The 19,653-nt window shown below is 49.2% G+C and carries 8 protein-coding genes; 5 read left to right on the forward strand and 3 right to left on the reverse strand.

Features of this window, described 5'->3' with window-relative positions:
- Window positions 1-162 precede the first annotated feature (162 nt).
- Both pflA and ACO6UY_RS11280 read left to right on the forward strand, forming a co-directional pair.
- Window positions 163-894: a pyruvate formate-lyase-activating protein gene (gene pflA / locus ACO6UY_RS11275; protein WP_422445838.1), complete on the forward strand. Its 732-nt coding sequence runs from the start codon at window positions 163-165 to the stop codon at window positions 892-894.
- A gap of 77 nt (window positions 895-971) precedes the next feature.
- Window positions 972-1,514, forward strand: a complete 543-nt coding sequence (locus tag ACO6UY_RS11280) for a hypothetical protein (protein ID WP_422489959.1) — start codon at window positions 972-974, stop codon at window positions 1,512-1,514.
- A gap of 75 nt (window positions 1,515-1,589) precedes the next feature.
- Here ACO6UY_RS11280 and ACO6UY_RS11285 read toward each other — a convergent pair whose 3' ends face one another.
- The 3 genes from ACO6UY_RS11285 to yciA form a co-directional block, all read right to left on the reverse strand.
- A complete protein-coding gene (locus ACO6UY_RS11285; RefSeq protein WP_422445834.1) occupies window positions 1,590-2,627 on the reverse strand; it encodes a GMP reductase in 1,038 nt (345 codons plus the stop codon).
- A gap of 344 nt (window positions 2,628-2,971) precedes the next feature.
- The gene (gene udk / locus ACO6UY_RS11290) at window positions 2,972-3,592 is read right to left on the reverse strand and encodes a uridine kinase (protein WP_269674769.1); all 621 of its coding nucleotides are present in this window, start codon (window positions 3,590-3,592) and stop codon (window positions 2,972-2,974) included.
- 17 nt (window positions 3,593-3,609) lie between these two features.
- Complete coding sequence (gene yciA / locus ACO6UY_RS11295; protein ID WP_269674768.1) at window positions 3,610-3,993, reverse strand: acyl-CoA thioester hydrolase YciA; 384 nt, start codon at window positions 3,991-3,993, stop codon at window positions 3,610-3,612.
- Window positions 3,994-4,371: 378 nt separating this feature from the next.
- Between yciA and ACO6UY_RS11300 the strand changes: the two genes are divergently transcribed.
- From ACO6UY_RS11300 to ACO6UY_RS11310, 3 genes are all read left to right on the forward strand, one after another.
- The gene (locus tag ACO6UY_RS11300; RefSeq protein WP_422445830.1) at window positions 4,372-5,451 is read left to right on the forward strand and encodes a methyltransferase; all 1,080 of its coding nucleotides are present in this window, start codon (window positions 4,372-4,374) and stop codon (window positions 5,449-5,451) included.
- A 393-nt stretch (window positions 5,452-5,844) separates the two neighbouring features.
- Entirely contained in the window at window positions 5,845-16,281 is a 10,437-nt protein-coding gene (locus tag ACO6UY_RS11305; protein WP_422489961.1) for a hypothetical protein, read from the forward strand.
- A 669-nt stretch (window positions 16,282-16,950) separates the two neighbouring features.
- Window positions 16,951-19,653: hypothetical protein (locus ACO6UY_RS11310; RefSeq protein ID WP_422489963.1), on the forward strand; the 2,703-nt coding region annotated here is incomplete at its 3' end.

Below are 19,653 nucleotides of genomic sequence, written 5' to 3' on the forward strand. Positions count from 1 at the left end.
GCAGTTGCCGCGTAGGGCAGTCTATTCTCGGACAGCCTCCTGGAATTTAACTTTAAAAAAGGTCAGCTCTGCTGGCCTTTTTTGCTTATGGTATTCAGGGTTTTTGTAAAAGACAGTGGTCTGATTTTTACAGAGACTCGTTGGGTAAATAGGAGAGTCGCCATGTCCCTTGGTCGTGTCCATTCCATGGACTCATTTGGCACGGTAGACGGACCGGGTATCCGTTTCATTGTGTTTATGCAGGGCTGTCACATGCGCTGCCGCTACTGTCACAACCGGGATACCTGGGATCTGCGTGATGGCGGTGAGGTGCTCAGTCATGAAGAAGTTCTGGACAAAATCCTCAAGGTGAAGAGCTTTCTGACCGGTGGTGTTACGGTCACTGGTGGCGAGCCGCTGCTGCAGGCTGAATTTGTTGCCGATCTGTTCAAGGGGCTTAAAGCGCACGGTATTCATACTTGCCTGGATACCAATGGATTTGCCAAACAAATCACGCCGGATATTGAACGTCTGCTGTCCTACACCGACCTTGTGCTTCTGGATATCAAGCACATGGACGAAGAGATGCATCAAAAGCTGACCTATGTCACCGGCCGGTACACCCGTAATTTTGCCATGTATTTACAGGAGCTGAGAAAGCCAACCTGGATCCGCTACGTGGTGGTGGAAGGGTTTACCGTTGATCCACTGTATGCCGCCATGCTGGCAGATATGGTGGAGAAAATGGATTGTGTTGAGAAGGTGGAAATCCTGCCTTATCACAGCCTCGGCGTGCATAAGTGGGATGCCTTCAGTGAAAGCTACGAGCTGGAAACGGTGCGCCCGCCATCCACTGAGCAGCTGGATGCGATCAAGGCTGAATTTGATCAGCGGGGAATTTCTGCGGCTTATTGATGAACTTTTTGTTGGTTTGGTTGGTCTAACGATCGTACATTTTGATTTTCGTATTTTGCCGATGAAGGTGTGTTGATATGTTGCAGCCGTTAGATGCCAGCCCTTCCATGTTAGTCTCATCTTCTGTTGGTGGGTCACCTAATGCTGAGTCTTTAGCTGAAGAGCCTCCTTTGACCCCGGTTTTGAGCAACTGGGGTAGGAAGGTTGAAAATCAAAGTGACAAATCTCTGCCTAATTTTCTTTCTCCAGCCTATGATGAGGCTATCAAGAAGCCAGCTTTGCCTTTATCGAGGAGGCTGCATAACTTCCCTGATTCTAGCTGTAGTGGCAGTCATTCACATACCTATGGGGGAGAGGTTTGTGACCAGGCCGTTAATTTTAATATGCAGCGGCGGGAGCAGAATCCCGAAATAACTGTTGATAATAAATCCTTGGATGATAGTTCCACCTGTCATTGTTGTCACTGGGGAGGGTTTAATTGTTTGCCTGCACCAATGACCATGAATCGAGAGCCAGAAGCGCAATTGCCAGGTAATTCCTCTGATGACTGTTGCGGAGATTGTGGAGATTGCGGAGATTGCGGAGATTGCGGAGATTGCGGTGGTTGCGTGATTATGTGATTGTTTCAACCACGAAGAGCACGGAGTTCACAAAGTACGAGGAAATCCTCTGTGCTCTCCGTGGTTGATTGGGGGTTAGTTAAAAATACGGTTTTCCTGTTCCTGAACCCGGATAAACGTGGTTCGCTTGGACAGTTCTTTCAGTTGCGCGGCTCCCACGTAGGTGCAGGTTGAGCGTACGCCACCGAGGATGTCCTGAACGGTTTCCAGGATCGGACCACGGTAAGGTACTTTTACGGTTTTGCCTTCCGAGGCGCGGTAGTTGGCAACGCCGCCAGCGTGCTGGTCCATGGCGGTGGTGGAACTCATGCCGTAGAACAGGCGGAATTGCCGACCATCTTCTTCTACCATTTCGCCGCCGGACTCATCGTGACCGGCAAACATACCGCCGATCATGACAAAATCAGCGCCGCTGCCAAATGCCTTGGACACGTCACCGGCACAGGTGCAGCCACCGTCGGAAATCACCTGACCACCAACGCCATGAGCCGCATCGGCACATTCAATAACAGCGGACAGCTGTGGATAGCCGACACCGGTTTTAACGCGTGTGGTACAGACGGAGCCCGGTCCGATACCCACTTTAACGATGTCGGCACCTTTCAGGATCAGTTCTTCTACCATTTCTCCGGTAACCACGTTACCGGCAATAATCACCTTGTTGGGGTGACGCTGGCGAACACGGGCAACGAACTGGACAAAATGCTCTGAGTAACCGTTGGCTACATCGATACAGATAAAGCGGAGTTTGTCGTTCAGGGACAGGATTTCAGACATTTTGTCGAAATCGTTTTCGGATGTGCCGCTGCTGACCATGATATGGTTTTCAATGCCTTCAGGGGCGTTGTCGAGGAAGGTCTGCCACTCTTCGACGGTGTAATGCTTGTGAACCGCCGTCAGCATTTTGTGTTCAGCCAGGGCGAGAGCCATGGCGAAAGTGCCGACGGTGTCCATGTTGGCAGCAATGACGGGTACGCCGGTCCATTCCTGGTCAGTGTGAACAAATCGGAAGGTGCGCTCCAGGCTTACCTGTGAACGGCTTTTCAGGGTGGAACGCTTTGGGCGGAACAAAACGTCTTTGAAACCCAGCTTGATATCAGCTTCTACACGCATAGTAACTTTTTAATCGCCATCTTGCAGTGCCCTGGCATGGTGATCCGGGAATCATACAGCAGCACTGGCAACTACGTTGGTTTGGGGAAGTTGGATGTACAAGCGGCCGGACAGCCTGGATGATCAGGGGAGACCCATCTTCGGATAAGCGAAGATTGCGCCGGACCCAAAATCTTTTTTAAGGACGAAAAAAATGGGCGTGTTTGACGCTTATACGGCTGAAGTATACCTGGGCGGTTATTGAAATGGAAGCAAGGTGGTGTTTTTGACATGCTTCCCGCTACCCGAACAAGCACAAACCGTTTCGGCTTCTTCGGGCAGCGGATACCGGGACAGCGTCGCTTTTAATCAATCAGGTTACGGATCTGGGTTTTGATCAGATCGATGGCAATCCTGTTTTTTCCGCCATGGGGAATGATCAGGTCAGCATGCTGGCGTGCAGGTTCAATAAACTGCATATACATGGGACGAACCGTTTCCAGGTATTGCTTGATAACGGAATCAACATCCCGGCCCCGACTGAGAATATCCCGCTTCATACGACGGATCAGGCACATATCCAGTGGCGTATCCATAAAGAAGCGCAGGTCAAAGGCTTCCCGGATTTCCGGGTTGGTGAAGAGGAGGATGCCTTCATAGATAACCACGCGGGCGGGGTTTACCTTGCGGGTATCTGTCCGGCGATTGTGCTGACTATAGTCGTAGAGTGGGACCTCGATTTCCTGACCATTTTTCAGCTTGATCATCTGCTCCAGCATCAGGTCATGATCCATGGACTCCGGGTGGTCATAGTTGGTACGAACCCGCTCCTCCATGCTCAAATGTGTCTGGTCTTTATAGTAGGAATCTTCTGAAATAACACACAGATGCTCTGACTGGAGCTCTTCCACCAGGGTTTCTGCCAGCAGGCTTTTGCCGGATGCGGAGGCGCCGGCAATGCCGACTAGAATGGTTTTCTGTTTCATGGGGGGAGTCCCGGTTGTTAGCGTCTGTCTACGGGGATAGGATGTCCGTTGTCGTCTATGGCGACATAGGTGAAAAAACCTTCAGTCACCTTGTGACGAGCTTCTGATTTATACGGGTGGGACATTACCCACACTTCAAGCTTAATACGCATGGAGGTGTTACCGACGCGAATGATATCAGCATAACAGCAAACCACGTCACCAACCTTCACCGGATGGATAAAGCTCATGGATTCAACGGCAACGGTAGAAATCCGGCTGTTGCAACGGTTTTTCGATGCCAGGCCACCGGCAATGTCCATCTGGGACATGATCCAGCCCCCGAAAATATCGCCATTCGGGTTGGTGTCGGCAGGCATTGCCAGTGTGCGCAGAACCAGATCACCCTGTGGTTCACTCATCAGAAAACTCCATACGGGTCGTAACTGGCGGCGAATGCTATGCCGGTGGAACAGCCTTGTAAATCCGTATTTCCATGAACGTTTGATGGAAAGTATTGGCATGGAAAACCGTGGACTATTCCTGTATAAGTAGTTAACCAAATGAAATCATATATTTCTGACTAAGTTGTCAGTCACTCCCGGCAACTGCTCCTGCGTTGCTCTAGCTCCTGCATCCATGCAGTCGTGCGGCGTTGCAACTCCGGTCACATAGCTACGGCTATGCTCCCTGCGTTGCGCCTTGCATAGCAACTGCCCACTTAGCCAGAAATATACGATTCCATTTGGCCAACTACTTAAGTTCCGGCTTTGTGAACTGTGCAACCGGCGTTGATACCTATGACATCCCCACTATCCTCACATTTAACCAATCAGGGCCAGTTAATTGTTCGTAACCAGGCGCTTTTCGAGCTTGAGCATCTGGTGATGATTGGCTTGCCAGCTGATGATCTGGCAACTCATTTGTTGAATGATGGGGTTGGCTATATCACGGCACTCACTCGTGATTTCAGTACTTATCGACGTCTGCTGCCTTGGCAGACCCTGCTGGAAGACCGCTTCTCCCTGAGTTTTGCGCCGATCCTGTCGATGGATTTTGCCCGGCCTGTTGATGGTGTTTTGCTGTTTCTCCAGAAAAGCAAACCATTAATGGACTTCTGGCTGGTGATGGTATTGAGCTTTTTGCCGGAAGGTGTGCCCATTTGGCTGGTGGGAGAGAACGATGAAGGGATCAAGTCCTGGAAAAAGCGGCTCAAGAACAGTTTTGACTATGTTAAAAGTGTCGATAATGCCCGTCATTGCGTATTGCTGGAAGCTTCAGAGCCGTTGCAAAAGCCGGAGAATTTTGCCCTTGAACCGTGGTTTGAGACGTTTTCTGTCACGGCTGGCCCGGTCAATATGGACATTACCTCATTACCCGGCGTGTTCAGCCATGGTCGTCTGGATAAGGGAACCCAGGTTCTGTTGGCAACGCTGGATAAAGTACCTTCAGGCAAGGTGCTGGATTTTGGTTGTGGCGCTGGGGTGATCTCTGCTTATATTAATACTCTGCCCGGTGAGCATGATATTACCCTGGTGGATTGTGATGCCCTGGCATTGGCCAGCAGTACCAAAACCATGAGCGACACGGGGCGTGACTCTTTTACGGTACTGCCCAGCGATGGCCTGTCAGAAGTGACAGGGCAGTTTGATCTGATTATCTCCAACCCACCGTTTCACCAGGGCGTAAAAACCCACTATGAGGTGACAAAGCAGTTTCTTTCCCAGTCACGTCAGATGCTTCGCCCGGGTGGGGAGCTTCGTATTGTTGCCAATAGTTTTCTGCGTTATCCGCCCATTATTCAGAAGGCTTTTGGCCACTGTGAGACATTACTCACCCGGGATGGATTCTCGGTTTATCGGGCGGTGAACAGATACTGAAATTGCCTTCTTTCAGTTACCTGAAAGGTTATTTACGACATTATTCTACTATAAGGTATTCATGGTTCGCCTGACCGTATTAAGATAGGCCAAGGGCTTACTTTAAGAGTGAGGCGCGACCATGCATAATAAAATTAGGCTCTTGACGAATATAAGAGTATTTTTTTCAACCAGATTAACATCCCTGACTATATTAATCTCCCAGCGTTTAATAGACATTTACCATTCACTATTTAGAGCTGTTCAAAATCACAACAATATGCCTTTGCTGGAAGCTGAATTATTACAAAAAATAATAGCATCTGATTTATCCGTTAGTCTGCCTGTAAAAATCATAAGACACTGGCCAATACATTGTTCCACATCAACTGACTAATACAAAGGTAACAGGTAATGAATAACCAGATAGCACCAACGTCAGCTGCTTATCCGAATGCCTACACTGCTGATGCCACTCAAAAAGATTTATCCGAACAACCAATCAAAAGTAAATTTCTGTCTTATCGAACAAAGGCCGAGTCAGATGTCCAGAAACTGATGAATAAAAACCAGGCAGAAACCAAGGTTCTGGAAGGCAAGATAGAAAATATGCAAAAGAAATTAACTGAATACCTACAGTATCGTGCTCATGATAAACTTTTCATTAAGCCTGACCCTGAAAAAAATCACAGCAATAGCACTGAGACAAATTCCATTGCTAACAAACCACTCACACCATTATCTGAAAACTCCACAACCACCGATGTCAACCCGGAAACCACAGGACTACCGTCTGGCTCAACCACTGACAGCACGGTCTCATCACCCATCTTATCAACTGCTGACCATACCAGTACTTTCACCCCCTCAATACCAACAAATACAACGGTTAACGACAGTTCAGCAACGGCTACAGCCCAGTCGGTAAACACAACTCAGGCGACCAACACAACAAGTCCACTTACACCGACGACTGCCCTGCAGCCACTGGGGGAGTTGCTTTCCAAGAGTGTGAAAATCACGTTAATGGCGTCGCTGAGAGACGAGCTGGTGGACTACCAACAAAACAGGCCCATAGCAACCGCCGAAAATTCCTGGGGGAATATCACCGAGATAGCTCAGCAGCCCGAAACAATCATCGGTAAACGCCCGGATGGTCCATTGCCGCACATCCGTGACAATCAGCGGCCACACCCAATGATTGCTTTGTCCGAGTTAATATCAGCTATTGAAGCAAGGGTGACAATGTATGAATTATTCAATCTGGTACTAATTGTTTCTTCCTTCACCAGGGCTATTAAAAAATCCTTTCCCGCCGTCGCCAGGGTTTATGACAATAAACTGAAACAGCTCGCTGACCAAATAAAGAGTTATCTCCCGAGCCATGAACAGGATGACACGAAAAGAAAAAGAACCAGAAGAGAACTTACAGAAGAGGAAATTAAGGGCATTAAATTTAAGTTCGAAAGACTGCTTGATGAATTTGAGGAAGAACCAATGCAGAAAGAGATGAAAAAATTCTTCGAAGGCTTCTGGCAAATGCGTGATACCTTCAACAAAGCTATGTATGAAGGTAAAAACATCACTAAGGAGCCTGAATTAAAAGAATTCGAATTCGAAGAGATGTTCGAATGGATGAAAAATAAAGAAACGATTAAGTCAGGGCTGGAAAAGTACAGCCAAGACATTGACAAGGCTATCAAAGACAAAGATTTCTACCAAGCTGGCCAAATTACCTTCAAGGTTAATATACTGTACGACAAAATACAGAATATCCTGGAAGGCTACGAATCAAACAACCCTTATCATGAATTTTTAATAGAATTCAAAGCGTTAGATGCCAGTCTGGATAAAGTGCAATCACTGGCCAAGAAGGTAGCTGCCTTGGTCGATTTGAATAAGATCTTTTGTCAAGCGATTGCTCATGATGCCCTGGCCCTGGCTTACGATAAGCAACTGGGATATTGTTTCGCGGATGTACTGTCCACAGCCATAGCAGGCCTAAATGGGAAGTTCTCAACTTCATTGACTAGTCTGGCAGAGTCAATATTGTTTGGTACCGGTTATACTCGGCTCCCAATCCAGATCAGAATGACCTTGCAGGATGTATTATATCTCAAGACTCCATCTTCACTAAAGAATCATCCAGCTTCATTGGGGCTGAATGCTGACAGCTTATATATTGCCCAAGCCTACAAAAATGCACAAATAGTGAGGGTTGCAGTAGATAAAGAGCTTGAAATCACATCGCGCGGATTCAATTCAATAAGTGATCTGATCAAGAAACTGCTTCACCAGGTTGATGTTGACAGCCTTGGTACTGAATTGGTCCAGTTTGGGGTTGCACCTAATTCTGATCATATCTGTTACTTCGCTTTTAGCAAAAGCGGCGATCGCTTAAGGCTCACAGTTCAGGATATTCAAGTCGGTGTGATAACGGTTACTGGTTATGATCTGAATCAGCTACAAAAGAACATACTAATGTTTCTAGGACGTTTTTCTGATCAACATAAGATACCACTGGCCCCCCCCAATGCAGATGCTGTCCCCATTCCAGGCACAGGGTTCTGTCCTCTTACCAAGGATATCCTGGGCCAGTTTGAAAACATTGAGTTTGAAAACCTTGAACTGATCCAGGATTCAGCACTAACTCTTAAAGATATAATGACCCACCGCCCCTACGAACTCGAAGCACTTGACAAGGAAAGAATCAACGCCCTGACGAAAAAATACCTTGAAACCGTCAAAAATGCTGCCACCGGGAAACGTCTGCACATCAACCTGAAATCCCTGTCATCATCAGAGTCAGAAACACTGGCAGAAATTAAGCAAATGCCCATGGTTTATCTGATGCGGGAAGTCCTTACCGCCCTGGAAATGTATCCGAATCCAGCTGAATACTCAACCAACATCAGGCTGATGAATGCCCACGTTGTCACCACACTGAATGACATCGCCAAACACTTGCCCTCCGCCCCGAAAAAAACCGCTGATGCCGATGCTCAATCAGTACCACAAGGTGCGGCACAGGCAACCACTAACCTGGACACCATCACTGACGGAGAGCGGTTCAAGCTGGCTGGTGAAAGAGACTTCCGCATGCTTGACCCAGAGCCGGGCGCTAGTGCCGTTGGAGCGCAGGCCGGTGCAGCCCAACCCGGCGGTGCCCATGGAGCATCCGAAAGCCAGGACAGCAGCGGTGTATCCGGTAGTACTATTGGTGGGATAATCGGTGGCGGGATCGGCGGCACTGTTGGACTAGCAGTGGTATCATTCTTAGCCAACTGCTCCGGATGCCTGTCACTACTGTCAGAAATGGCAAGGGCCACTGAGGTCGGCGAGGATGCTGCAGAAAGAATCTTTAACCGGCTATCTCAAAACGCAGGTGAGAACGCAGGTGAGGAATTCGGGGAGGAATTTGGAGAGAAAGTTGGAGAGAAAGTTGGAGAGAAAGTTGGAGAAAAAGGCGGAGAAAAAACTGGAGAAGAAGTCGGGGAAAAAACCCTTAAAGAGGTTGGAAAGAAAGCTGTCAAAGGAAAGCAGGCCGCCAGATGCACACGCTCGGTTGGCAGCTGTAAACAGGAAGACGGCGAAAATGATCCTGTTGAAACTGATGGTGAAACTGGTGGCGGTGGAGCCGGTGGTGAAGCTGGAGCAGGAGGCGCTGCAGCTGGTGGTGAAGCAGGTGGTGAAGCCGGTGGTGAAGTTGGAGGAGGCATTATAACAGGTGGTGTCGTGGTACATAAAGCAGCCAAAACACTTAAAAAGTTGTACGAGACCATAAAAAAAGCGATCGAAAAAAATCATAAAAAACACTCTGAAAAGCAAGCCTCCCAAGGCTCAGCAGCAAAACCAAACCAACCACCAATAAAAAAGGCAATCGATGCAGAGCACACCACGATACAGCCAACAACCAAGCCAGCGAGGTCATCAAGCACCGCAAACAGCAACAATATAAATGCAGGTATTGCCACTGTTCCAGACGATGCAACCAGTGTTGACCAACCAACAGAGACATTAACAACTGTAATAATTAGAGAGCCATCAACCAGCAGAGAGCCATCAACCAGTCAGACAGAAACTGCTGGCACTATCCCACAAACAGGAGACGGTGACAGTTCCCACAGCGCCGCTGATTTTGCAAGTTCAGCACCAGCGACAACACAGACTGCTGAATCAACCAACCAGCCAATAGCCACTTCAACACCTGAGGCTATCACGCAGGAAGCGAAGAAAAGTACCTCTGATATTTCAAATGGCGCAACTGCTGCGTCACCACTAACAACAACTTCAACGGCCAAAACAGAAGATCAGGCAATAGCAGGTACTACAAGTCAGACGACAATTGATAAAAAAGCGATACATCAATCGACAACCGGGCAAGCAGCACTATCATCTGAAACCACCACAACAGAAGGCAAACTTGGTATATCTGACCGCACAACAACGCCTCCATCCTCAAAAGCAATCTCAACCGCTGCACAAACCCGACAATCAAGCCAGGCGGCAACAACAACCCACGACACCACCTCTCAGGCAGTTACTTCTGGCTCCACGGATCGCTCAGCTACTTCTTCATCAATGACACCTGCAACAACAAGAATGACAACCGAACAGACAACAACGCAGCAATCAATAACCAAGGAGAAAGCACGATCAACGTCTGATACCACTAGTCAAAAAATAACTTCTGGCATTTCGGATAGCACAACGGCTGCGTCACCGCTGACAGAAACTTCAACGGCTACAGCTCCATCAACAAAATCACCAACAACCACTACAACTCAGGCGACAATTGATAAAACAGCAACACATCAATCAACAACCGGGCAAACAGCATTACCATCTGAAACCACCACAACAGAAGGCAACCTTGGTATATCTGACAGTACAACGGCGTCTCCAACCTCAAAAGCCATCTCAACTGCTGCACAAACCCGACAATCAAGCCAGGCGGCAACAACAATCCACGACACCACCTCTCAGACAGTCACTTCTGTTTCTACAGATGGCTCAGCTGCTTCTTCATCAATGACACCTGCATCAACAAGCACGACAACCGAACAGACAACAACGCAGCAATCAATAACTCAGGAAAAAGCACGATCAACGTCTGATACCACCAGCCAAACAATGACCTCTGGCATTTCGGATAGCACAACGGCTGTTGCACCGCTGACAGAAACTTCAACAGCCACAGGAACAGCTCCATCTACAAAATCACCGACAGCCACTACAACTCAGGCAACAGTTGATAAAACAGCGATACACCAATCAACAACCGGGAAAACAGCATTTTCATCTGAAATCACTACAACAGAAGGCAACCCTGGTATATCTGACAGCACAACAGCGCCTCCTGCCTCAAAAGCCATCTCAACCGCTGCACAAACCAGGCAATCAAGCCAGACTGCAACAACAATCCACGACACCACCCCTCAGGCAGTTACTTCTGGTTCCACAGATAGCTCAGCTGCTTCTTCATCAATGACACCTGCATCAACAAGCACTACAACCGAACAGACAACAACGCAACAATCAACAACCCAGGAGAAAGCACGATCAACGTCTGATACCACCAGTCAAACAATGACTTCTGGCATTTCGGATAGCACAACGGCTGCTTCACCACTGGCAGAAACTTTAACGGCCACAGCTCCATCAACAAAATCACCAACAGCCACTACAACTCAGACAACAATTGATAAAAAAGCAATACATCAATCAACAACCGGGCAAACAGCATTTTCATCTGAAATCACTACAACAGAAGGCAACCCTGGTATATCTGACAGCACAACAGCGCCTCCAACCTCAAAAGCCATCTCAACCGCTGCACAAACCCGACAATCAAGCCAGGCGGCAACAACAATCCACGACACCACCTCTCGGGCAGTTACTTCTGGTTCTACAGATGGCTCAGTTGCTTCTCCATCAATGGCACCTGCATCAACAGGCACGACAACCGAACAGACAACAACGCAACAATCAATAACCCAAGAAAAAGCACGATCAACGACTGATACCGCCAGTCAACAAATAACTTCTGGCATTTCGGATAGCACAACGGCTGCTGCACCGATGACAGAAACTTCAACGGCCACAGGAACAGCTCCATCAACAAAATCACGGACAGCCACTACAACTCAGGCAACAGTTGATAAAACAGCGATACGCCAATCAACAACCGGGCAAACAGCATTACCACCTGAAACCACCATAACAGAAGGCAACCCTGGTATATCTGACAGCACAACAGCGCCTCCAACCTCAAAAGCCATCTCAACCGCTGCACAAACCAGGCAATCAAGCCAGACTGCAACAACAATCCACGACACCACCTCTCAGGCAGTCACTTCTGGTTTCACGGATGGCTCAGTCGCTTCTTCATCAATGGCTCCTGCATCAACAGGCACGACAACCGAGCAGACAACAACGCAACAACCAATAACTCAGGAAAAAGCACGACCAAAGTCTGATACCACCAGTCAAACAATGACTTCTGGCATTTCGGATAGCACAACGGCTGCTGCACCGCTGACAGAAACTTCAACAACCACAGGAACAACTCCATCAACAAAATCACCAACAGACACTACAACTCAGGCGACCATTGATAAAACAGCAACACATCAATCAACAACCGGGCAAGCAGCACTATCATCTGAAACTACTGCAACAGAAGGCAACCCTGGTATATCTGACAGCACAACAGCGCCTCCAACCTCAAAAGCAATCTCAACCGCTGCACAAACCCGACAATCAAGCCAGACTGCAACAACAATCCACGACACCACCTCTCAGGCAGTCACTTCTGGTTTCACGGATGGCTCAGTTGCTTCTCCATCAATGGCACCTGCATCAACAGGCACGACAACCGAACAGACAACAACGCAACAATCAATAACCCAAGAAAAAGCACGATCAACGACTGATACCGCCAGTCAACAAATAACTTCTGGCATTTCGGATAGCACAACGGCTGCTGCACCGATGACAGAAACTTCAACGGCCACAGGAACAGCTCCATCAACAAAATCACGGACAGCCACTACAACTCAGGCAACAGTTGATAAAACAGTGATACACCAATCAACAACCGGGCAAACAGCATTACCACCTGAAACCACCATAACAGAAGGCAACCCTGGTATATTTGACAGCACAACAGCGCCTCCAACCTCAAAAGCCATCTCAACCGCTGCACAAACCAGGCAATCAAGCCAGACTGCAACAACAATCCACGACACCACCTCTCAGGCAGTCACTTCTGGTTTCACGGATGGCTCAGTCGCTTCTTCATCAATGGCTCCTGCATCAAGAGGCAGGACAACCGAGCAGACAACAACGCAACAACCAATAACTCAGGAAAAAGTACGACCAAAGTCTGATATCACCAGTCAAAAAATAACTTCTTCCATTTCGGATAGCACAACGGCTGCTGCACCGATGACAGAAACTTTAACAGCCCAAGGAACAGCTCCATCTATAAAATCACCAACAGCCACTATAACTCAGGCGACAATTGATAAAACAGCGATACACCAATCAACAACCGGGCAAACAGCATTACCATCTGAAACCACCGCAACAGAAGGCGACCCTGGTATATTTGACAGCACAACAGCACCTCCATCTTCAAAAGCAATATCAACCGCTGCACAAACCAGACAATCAAGCCAGACTGCAACAACAATCCACGACACCACCACTCAGACAGTTCCTTCTGGTTCTACAGATGGCTCAGCTGAGTCTTCATCAATGACACCTGCATCAACAGGCACGACTACCGAACAGTCAACAACGCAACAATCAATAACCCAGCAGAAAGCACGATCAACGTCTGATACCGCCAGTCAAAAAATAACTTCTGGTATTTCGGATAGCACAACGGCTGCGTCACCGCTGACAGAAACTTCAACGGCCACAGCTCCATCAACAAAATCACCAACAGCCACTACAACTCAGACAAAAATTGATAAAACAGCAATACATCAAGCAACAACCGGGCAAACAGCATTACCATCTGAAACCGCCACAACAGAAGGCGACCCTGGTATATCTAAAACCACAGCAGCGCCTCCATCTTCAAAAGCAAAATCAACCGCTGCACAAACCAGGCAATCAAGCCAGACGACAACCACAATCCACGACATCACCACTCAGACAGTGACTTCTGGTTCCAGAGATAGCTCAGCTACTTCTTCCTCATCAATGACGCCTGCATCAACAGGCACGGCAGTCGAAAAGACAACAACCACAACCACCACAACAACAACACCTGACAGCACACCGCAAGAGAAGACCTCCAGTATTTCCAATCGTACAAACCCGACCGAAAACACAACGGCCACGGCAACAACAAATGCTACGCCTTTGCCAAAGACGGAATCTGATAACAACCAACGACTGCGGCGATTCATCAAATCATTCACAGACAAATGCAAAACGATCCATTTACGATTCAATAAAGACATGGCCAAAATCTATGCCGATACCCGCAACAAGGTTCGCCAGGCACCAGCAACCGAGGGGCAACCATTAGACAGTTTGGAAAAAGAGATTCTTCCGGGGGGGTCATTGCACCAACTGAATAAACAATTCAGCAACAAGTTCCTGGATATTTATAAAAATGCTCACCGGTTTATGAAGCATCTGACCCCGGCTGCAATCAGTGAAAAAAATCAACGTACTGCCCAGTCCATCATCAGCGCCAGGGTCATTTCCGAGTTCCAGACAATGTATGCCACGTTCAGCAATATACGCCTGCAGATGCTGTCAGACCTGGGCTGTAGCAACCAACAACCTCTGGACCGTGCCGCCATCATACGACTTTCGTCTGGTGTTTATACCCCTCCTGCAACGGCCTCCGTGAACACAGATCATCTGCTCAAAGCCATAGAGGAGCAACCACAGTCAGCCAATTCTGACGGCTTTGATCGTTTTTTGAACGACCTGAGCCAAATTCTGCATGGAAAAACTGGCCAGAAACAGCAGACGACGCCGGAAACCGGGAACTCCCGACCACAGGAAAAACCTGAGTCAACGGAAAAAGTGAACAGTGATATCATTGCCCGGCAACACAGGCCCCACAACCAACAGTTATTAATCCGTATCTTGCAACAGGAGCAAGCCCTGTTTCTTGAGAATATCCAGCAACCCGACATAAATCCTGTCAGGAAACTGAAGGGTAATACCGCTCCAACTCCCCCATCCCATGGCATGACCAGTGTCCAGCCTGATCCGGGCAAGACCGGCACACCATTGGCCATAGCCAGTACACCCAGCAACAATGGCCAAACTGCCACGAGTGCCATAACACCGACGAACTATTCAATCACCGACAACCTGACACTGGCTAACATGCTGGCTGCAAAAATCAGCGATCGTCCCATACACCTGAACCACACCATGGCACCAGGAACCCCAGGAAAGAACGCCTCCCCACTTGACCAGTCACCGGGTATGCAGCTGCTGACTAACAGCCTGGCTCTGGCCAGACAACTGCGGACAGAACTCATGGCCCTGGCCAACGATCTGGCCACCCAGGATAAAGATGTCAGTACACACTGGGACCAGGACGATCTGATTAACCTGGCCATTATCCAGACCCTGCCTGAAGCATCCGCTGGCAAGGCAACGGAAAACTTTCTATCAAGCGTTCTCACCTCAACGACATTGGGCATACAACACCAGAAACCTGACAATATATTCCGGGCTGACGGCTCCCTGCGCGGCACTAGCCAGGCACCTGGCACACCACTTTTCTATGATCCATCAACGGGCCAAACCATCGACCACGGTGCAACCAGGCAACTGGCGAGTGTCATGTTAAAGGCTATGGCTGCAAGCCGACTGGCTGAACAGACAACAAATGACGATATACCACAACATCTGTCCAAAAAGATTATTGACCAGGTAGCACAACTGAAGAATCACCGGCCGAAGAGGTGGGCCAATCGATTAAGCCAATTGCTTGGGCTGGAGCAAGGTTCACAGGCCAGCACCAGGGCCTCACTGGCCACACGTTTCAAACAGCGACTGTCGTTTAGTAAAAGTATCAAGATCACACCACCTACCGACATGCCACTGGTCAAAGGTCTGGCCTCCGGTCGTTACAATCAAACCCAGTCCCGCTTTATGAAACTGGCATCGGCCAGGCAACTGGAGCTGCTGAAATCGCTAGCCAGTCAACCCGACTATCTGGGCCTTGACCATTTTTCTGCCCCCCTGGCCCGGTTGGAGGCCGATGTTGCCGTCGCTACACAGACACCATCGCCTATCCCGGCAGGCTCGGATCAATCGTCGGACAGGCAGCCCCCCGATTGGCAAACCTTCCAACTTGATCAGAGAGCCTGGCAACTGTTTACCCATCTGTATAACGCCCGGTTTGAGGCACCGGCAGAAGCCATGGAACGGATAAAAACAGCAGAACTGATCCAGCGCCAGGGCATTGAGCCTCATCCGGATGAGGCCCAGCGTCTCAATCAGCTGGTGATAACACTATTGCCAGTGCGCACCAGTGCCAGTGACCGGGCCCAACTGATCAACACCAGGGGCAAAGCACTGCCAGGGCCAGTGAAACTGCACCAGTTCAACCGGCAACGCATCGGGGAAATTCTCAGCAGCTACGCAACCATCAAGTCACAGGTCAGCAACCAATTCCCGCAGGTATTTGGCGATCGGGTCAGTGATGCCCGATTAAAGGATGAACTGGTCTCCCAGATAGCAAGGGCGAGTTTGCAGGAGCTTAAGGGCAAAACGACAGCCGGTCAGTGGCAACAGGCAGTTATGCGGCAAATGATCAGTGAGTTTGCTGATTTCCGTAGCGACCAGGCTGAAGCCAGCTGAAAAAACAGTCAGGCTCTTTTCGTATTGCAGACTGCTGATTTCATAAATCAGGTTGGAATCCTCCTGTGGCAGGGCTTGGCAATAGCCAGCAGTTTCCTGAAGGCATTGTATATCATGGCCTTTGGCCAATTTTCATTGCAGAACAGTCTGTAACCCGAAAAGCGGCAAAAAAGAAATTGGCTAATAGATAAACGACGATGTAATTTTTATACCCTAAAATAAAATGAACTCGGAAATTTTACGCCAATAAATAAGGTAGACGGATTAAAACGCACCTTTTTTTGCTAATTTTAATTAGTTTTACCACCATTCAAGTATAAAGATAATACGACAATTCTAGCGTATGCATCGCGTCCAATAAAAAAACATTACCTGGGAACTTTTATGTCACTGCATTGACGAACAAGGGAGTACGCCGCAATTTTTTGTGCACTTTCTAATGTACTGTCATGCACTACTACATCATTTCAAGGAGATTGAGGTGTACCAACTCCGTTCATCCTGAGCGGAGTCGAAGGGTGTTGACACGATCTATCATGGCCCGGAGTTTGCGTCCTTCGATGCTTCGACAAGCTCAGTACTCAGGACGAACGAAGTGCAGAGGCTTGTGATAACGACAACCCGTCAAACTCATTGAAACCATGTACTACAACATCAGGAGTCCTGTTTATGATTCAGCAACCCATTCAGCAATCAATTCAGCAACCAATTTGCGACAGCGCTTCCCAGTGTTCAGGGAATGGTGCCGAATATTCCTGGCTCGGCCATGGCGTTGCTATTTCTAAAGCATTTGTGAAATCATTGATTCCAATGGAAGACCCTTGCCTCAGTTTCAATTCCCGCAAAGCAGTGAAAGATCTTTTGCGACTGGCCACAACAACTATCGTGCCGTCGAGTTCCATCCTTTTCATGGCGAAAGATATGGCCAATGCCTGGTCCGGGAGCGGTTTGCCCGGGCCGGATGCAAAACCGGAATTACCACAGACATCAAAAGAAACCCGGGGAGAGGCTCAGGAAAAAGAAACCGGCTCGAAAGACGTACCCCTTCAACAGCCATCCACGGCCCGCTATCAAGGGAGTCAGGGAACCAAAGGGCTACTTGCCCTTGGCACGCTGGCCAGCTCTTTTCAGTATGCCAATTCGAATGACAGTGCCGGTGATTCAATTCCCATAAAGGATGCAGAAACCCTGGGCATGATTGGTAATGGCCTTCCACTGCATGGTATATACCATCAAACGGCGGATATAGATGTCCCTCAAGGTTTTCAAGCCATTGGTCGTGAAAAAAATCTTCCATTCACCGGTAACTACGATGGGGGGTGCAATACCATCAAAGGCCTGAGTGACTGTCTTGTTTACGTTCTGGAAGGCAACATCAGTAACCTTGGCTTTACCGATGGCGAGATAAATCGAAGGGAAGCTGGGATAGCAGCCTGTTATGTCGAGAAGAAAGGCATTGTCAATGATATATGGGCCAAAAATATTCATATTAAGGCCTTGTCTTTTAAAGATGATGACGCCGGCATCGGGGTGGGGGTGGTTAGAGAAGGAGGATGTGTTGCCAATATCACGGCGGTGGGTTGCTCGGTCACAAGCAAATATGACAACTCAAACGTCGGCATCGGGGGTGGGAGGGTGGACAAAGGAGGAACCGTTTACAATACCACGGCAATGAATTGCACGGTCAAAAGCTATGGATATAAGTCAAACGCCGGCATCGGGGGGGGGAGGGTAGCAGGAAAGGTTGAACACACCACGGCGGTGGACTGCACGGTCGAAACCACCCATATAGCTAACGCCGGCATCGGGGGGGGGCAAGTTGATAAAGGAGGAAGTGTTTCCGATACCACGGCGGTGGACAGCGATGTCAGAGCCAGGGGTTATTTTGGACTTGCCGACATCGGGGGGGGGCTAATTTATAATAGACGAAGCGTTTCCGATACCACGGCGGTGGACAGTAAGGTCAATGGCGCACCACAGAATTATTCCCCTATCTCTGATTATCATCTTCGTTGCCAAAATGCAGACCCACGAGTGTTAACAGCCAATTGCTCTATCAGAACTGAATTTCAGGATTCGGGTTTTACGTATAATGATGCTTGCCCGGGAAATGGCACTACAGCGTCAACAGACGCTACAGTATCAACAACCGCTTCGGCGTCAACAGCCGCTAAAGAGTCAACACCCACCACAGCATCAACAGCCGCTACAGCATCAACACCCATAAAGATTAATGATACAGAAACCCTGGGCAAGATTGGCCGACATCCCGACTATCCACTAGACGGTACCTATCAACAGACAGCAGATATTGTTGTCACTAAAGACTATCAATCCATTGGCAATGCTACCCATCCATTCACCGGGGAGTACGATGGGCAGCGCCGTACCATCAGCGGCCTGTCTGACTGTTTAGTTGATACTCTGAAACAAGGCAACATCAGTCGCCTTGGCTTTACTGATACCCATATAAATTCAACGAAGACGACCGGGGTGGCAGCCTGTACTGCGAATGGCACAGTCAGTGATATCTGGGCCGAAAATGTGCATATTTCCACCTCGGGTGACAATGCATACGCCGGCATTGGGGCGGGTTTGGTTGGTGGTGGAGGAATGGTTACCAACACCACGGCGGTGAACAGCACGGTCGAAACCTCGGGTGAAAATGCACTCGCCGGCATCGGGGGAGGGGGCGTTTTTGGAACGGTTGCCAACACCTCGGCAGTGAACAGCAGGGTCGAAACCTCGGGTGAAAATGCACACGCCGGCATCGGGGGGGGGAGCGTTTTTGGAACGGTTGCCAACACCACGGCAGTGAACAGCAGGGTCGAAACCTCGGGTACAAATGCACTCGCCGGCATCGGGGGAGGGATTGTTTGGGACGAAGGAACGGTAGCCAACACCACGGCGGTGAACAGCACGGTCGAAACCTCGGGTGAAAATGCACTCGCCGGCATCGGGGGGGGGATTGTTTGGGTCGAAGGAACGGTTGCCAACACCACGGCGGTGAACAGCACGGTCGAAACCTCGGGTACAAATGCAGACGCCGGCATCGGGGGTGGAGACGTTAGAGGAACGGTTGCCCACACCAAGGCGGTGAACAGCACGGTCAAAACCTCGGGTACAGCTGCAGACGCCGGCATCGGGGGGGGGGACGTTTCAGGAACGGTTGCCAACACCACGGCGGTGATGAACAGCACGGTCGAAACCTCGGGTACCCTGGCACACGCCGGCATCGGGGGGGGGATTGTTTGGGTCGAAGGAACGGTTGCCAACACCATGGCGGTGAACAGCACGGTCGAAACCTCGGGTGAAAATGCACACGCCGGCATCGGGGGGGGAGCGTTTTTGGAACGGTTGCCAACACCACGG

The sequence above is a fragment of the Endozoicomonas sp. ALE010 genome, from assembly GCF_049310165.1.
Taxonomy (GTDB): Bacteria; Pseudomonadota; Gammaproteobacteria; order Pseudomonadales; family Endozoicomonadaceae; genus Endozoicomonas.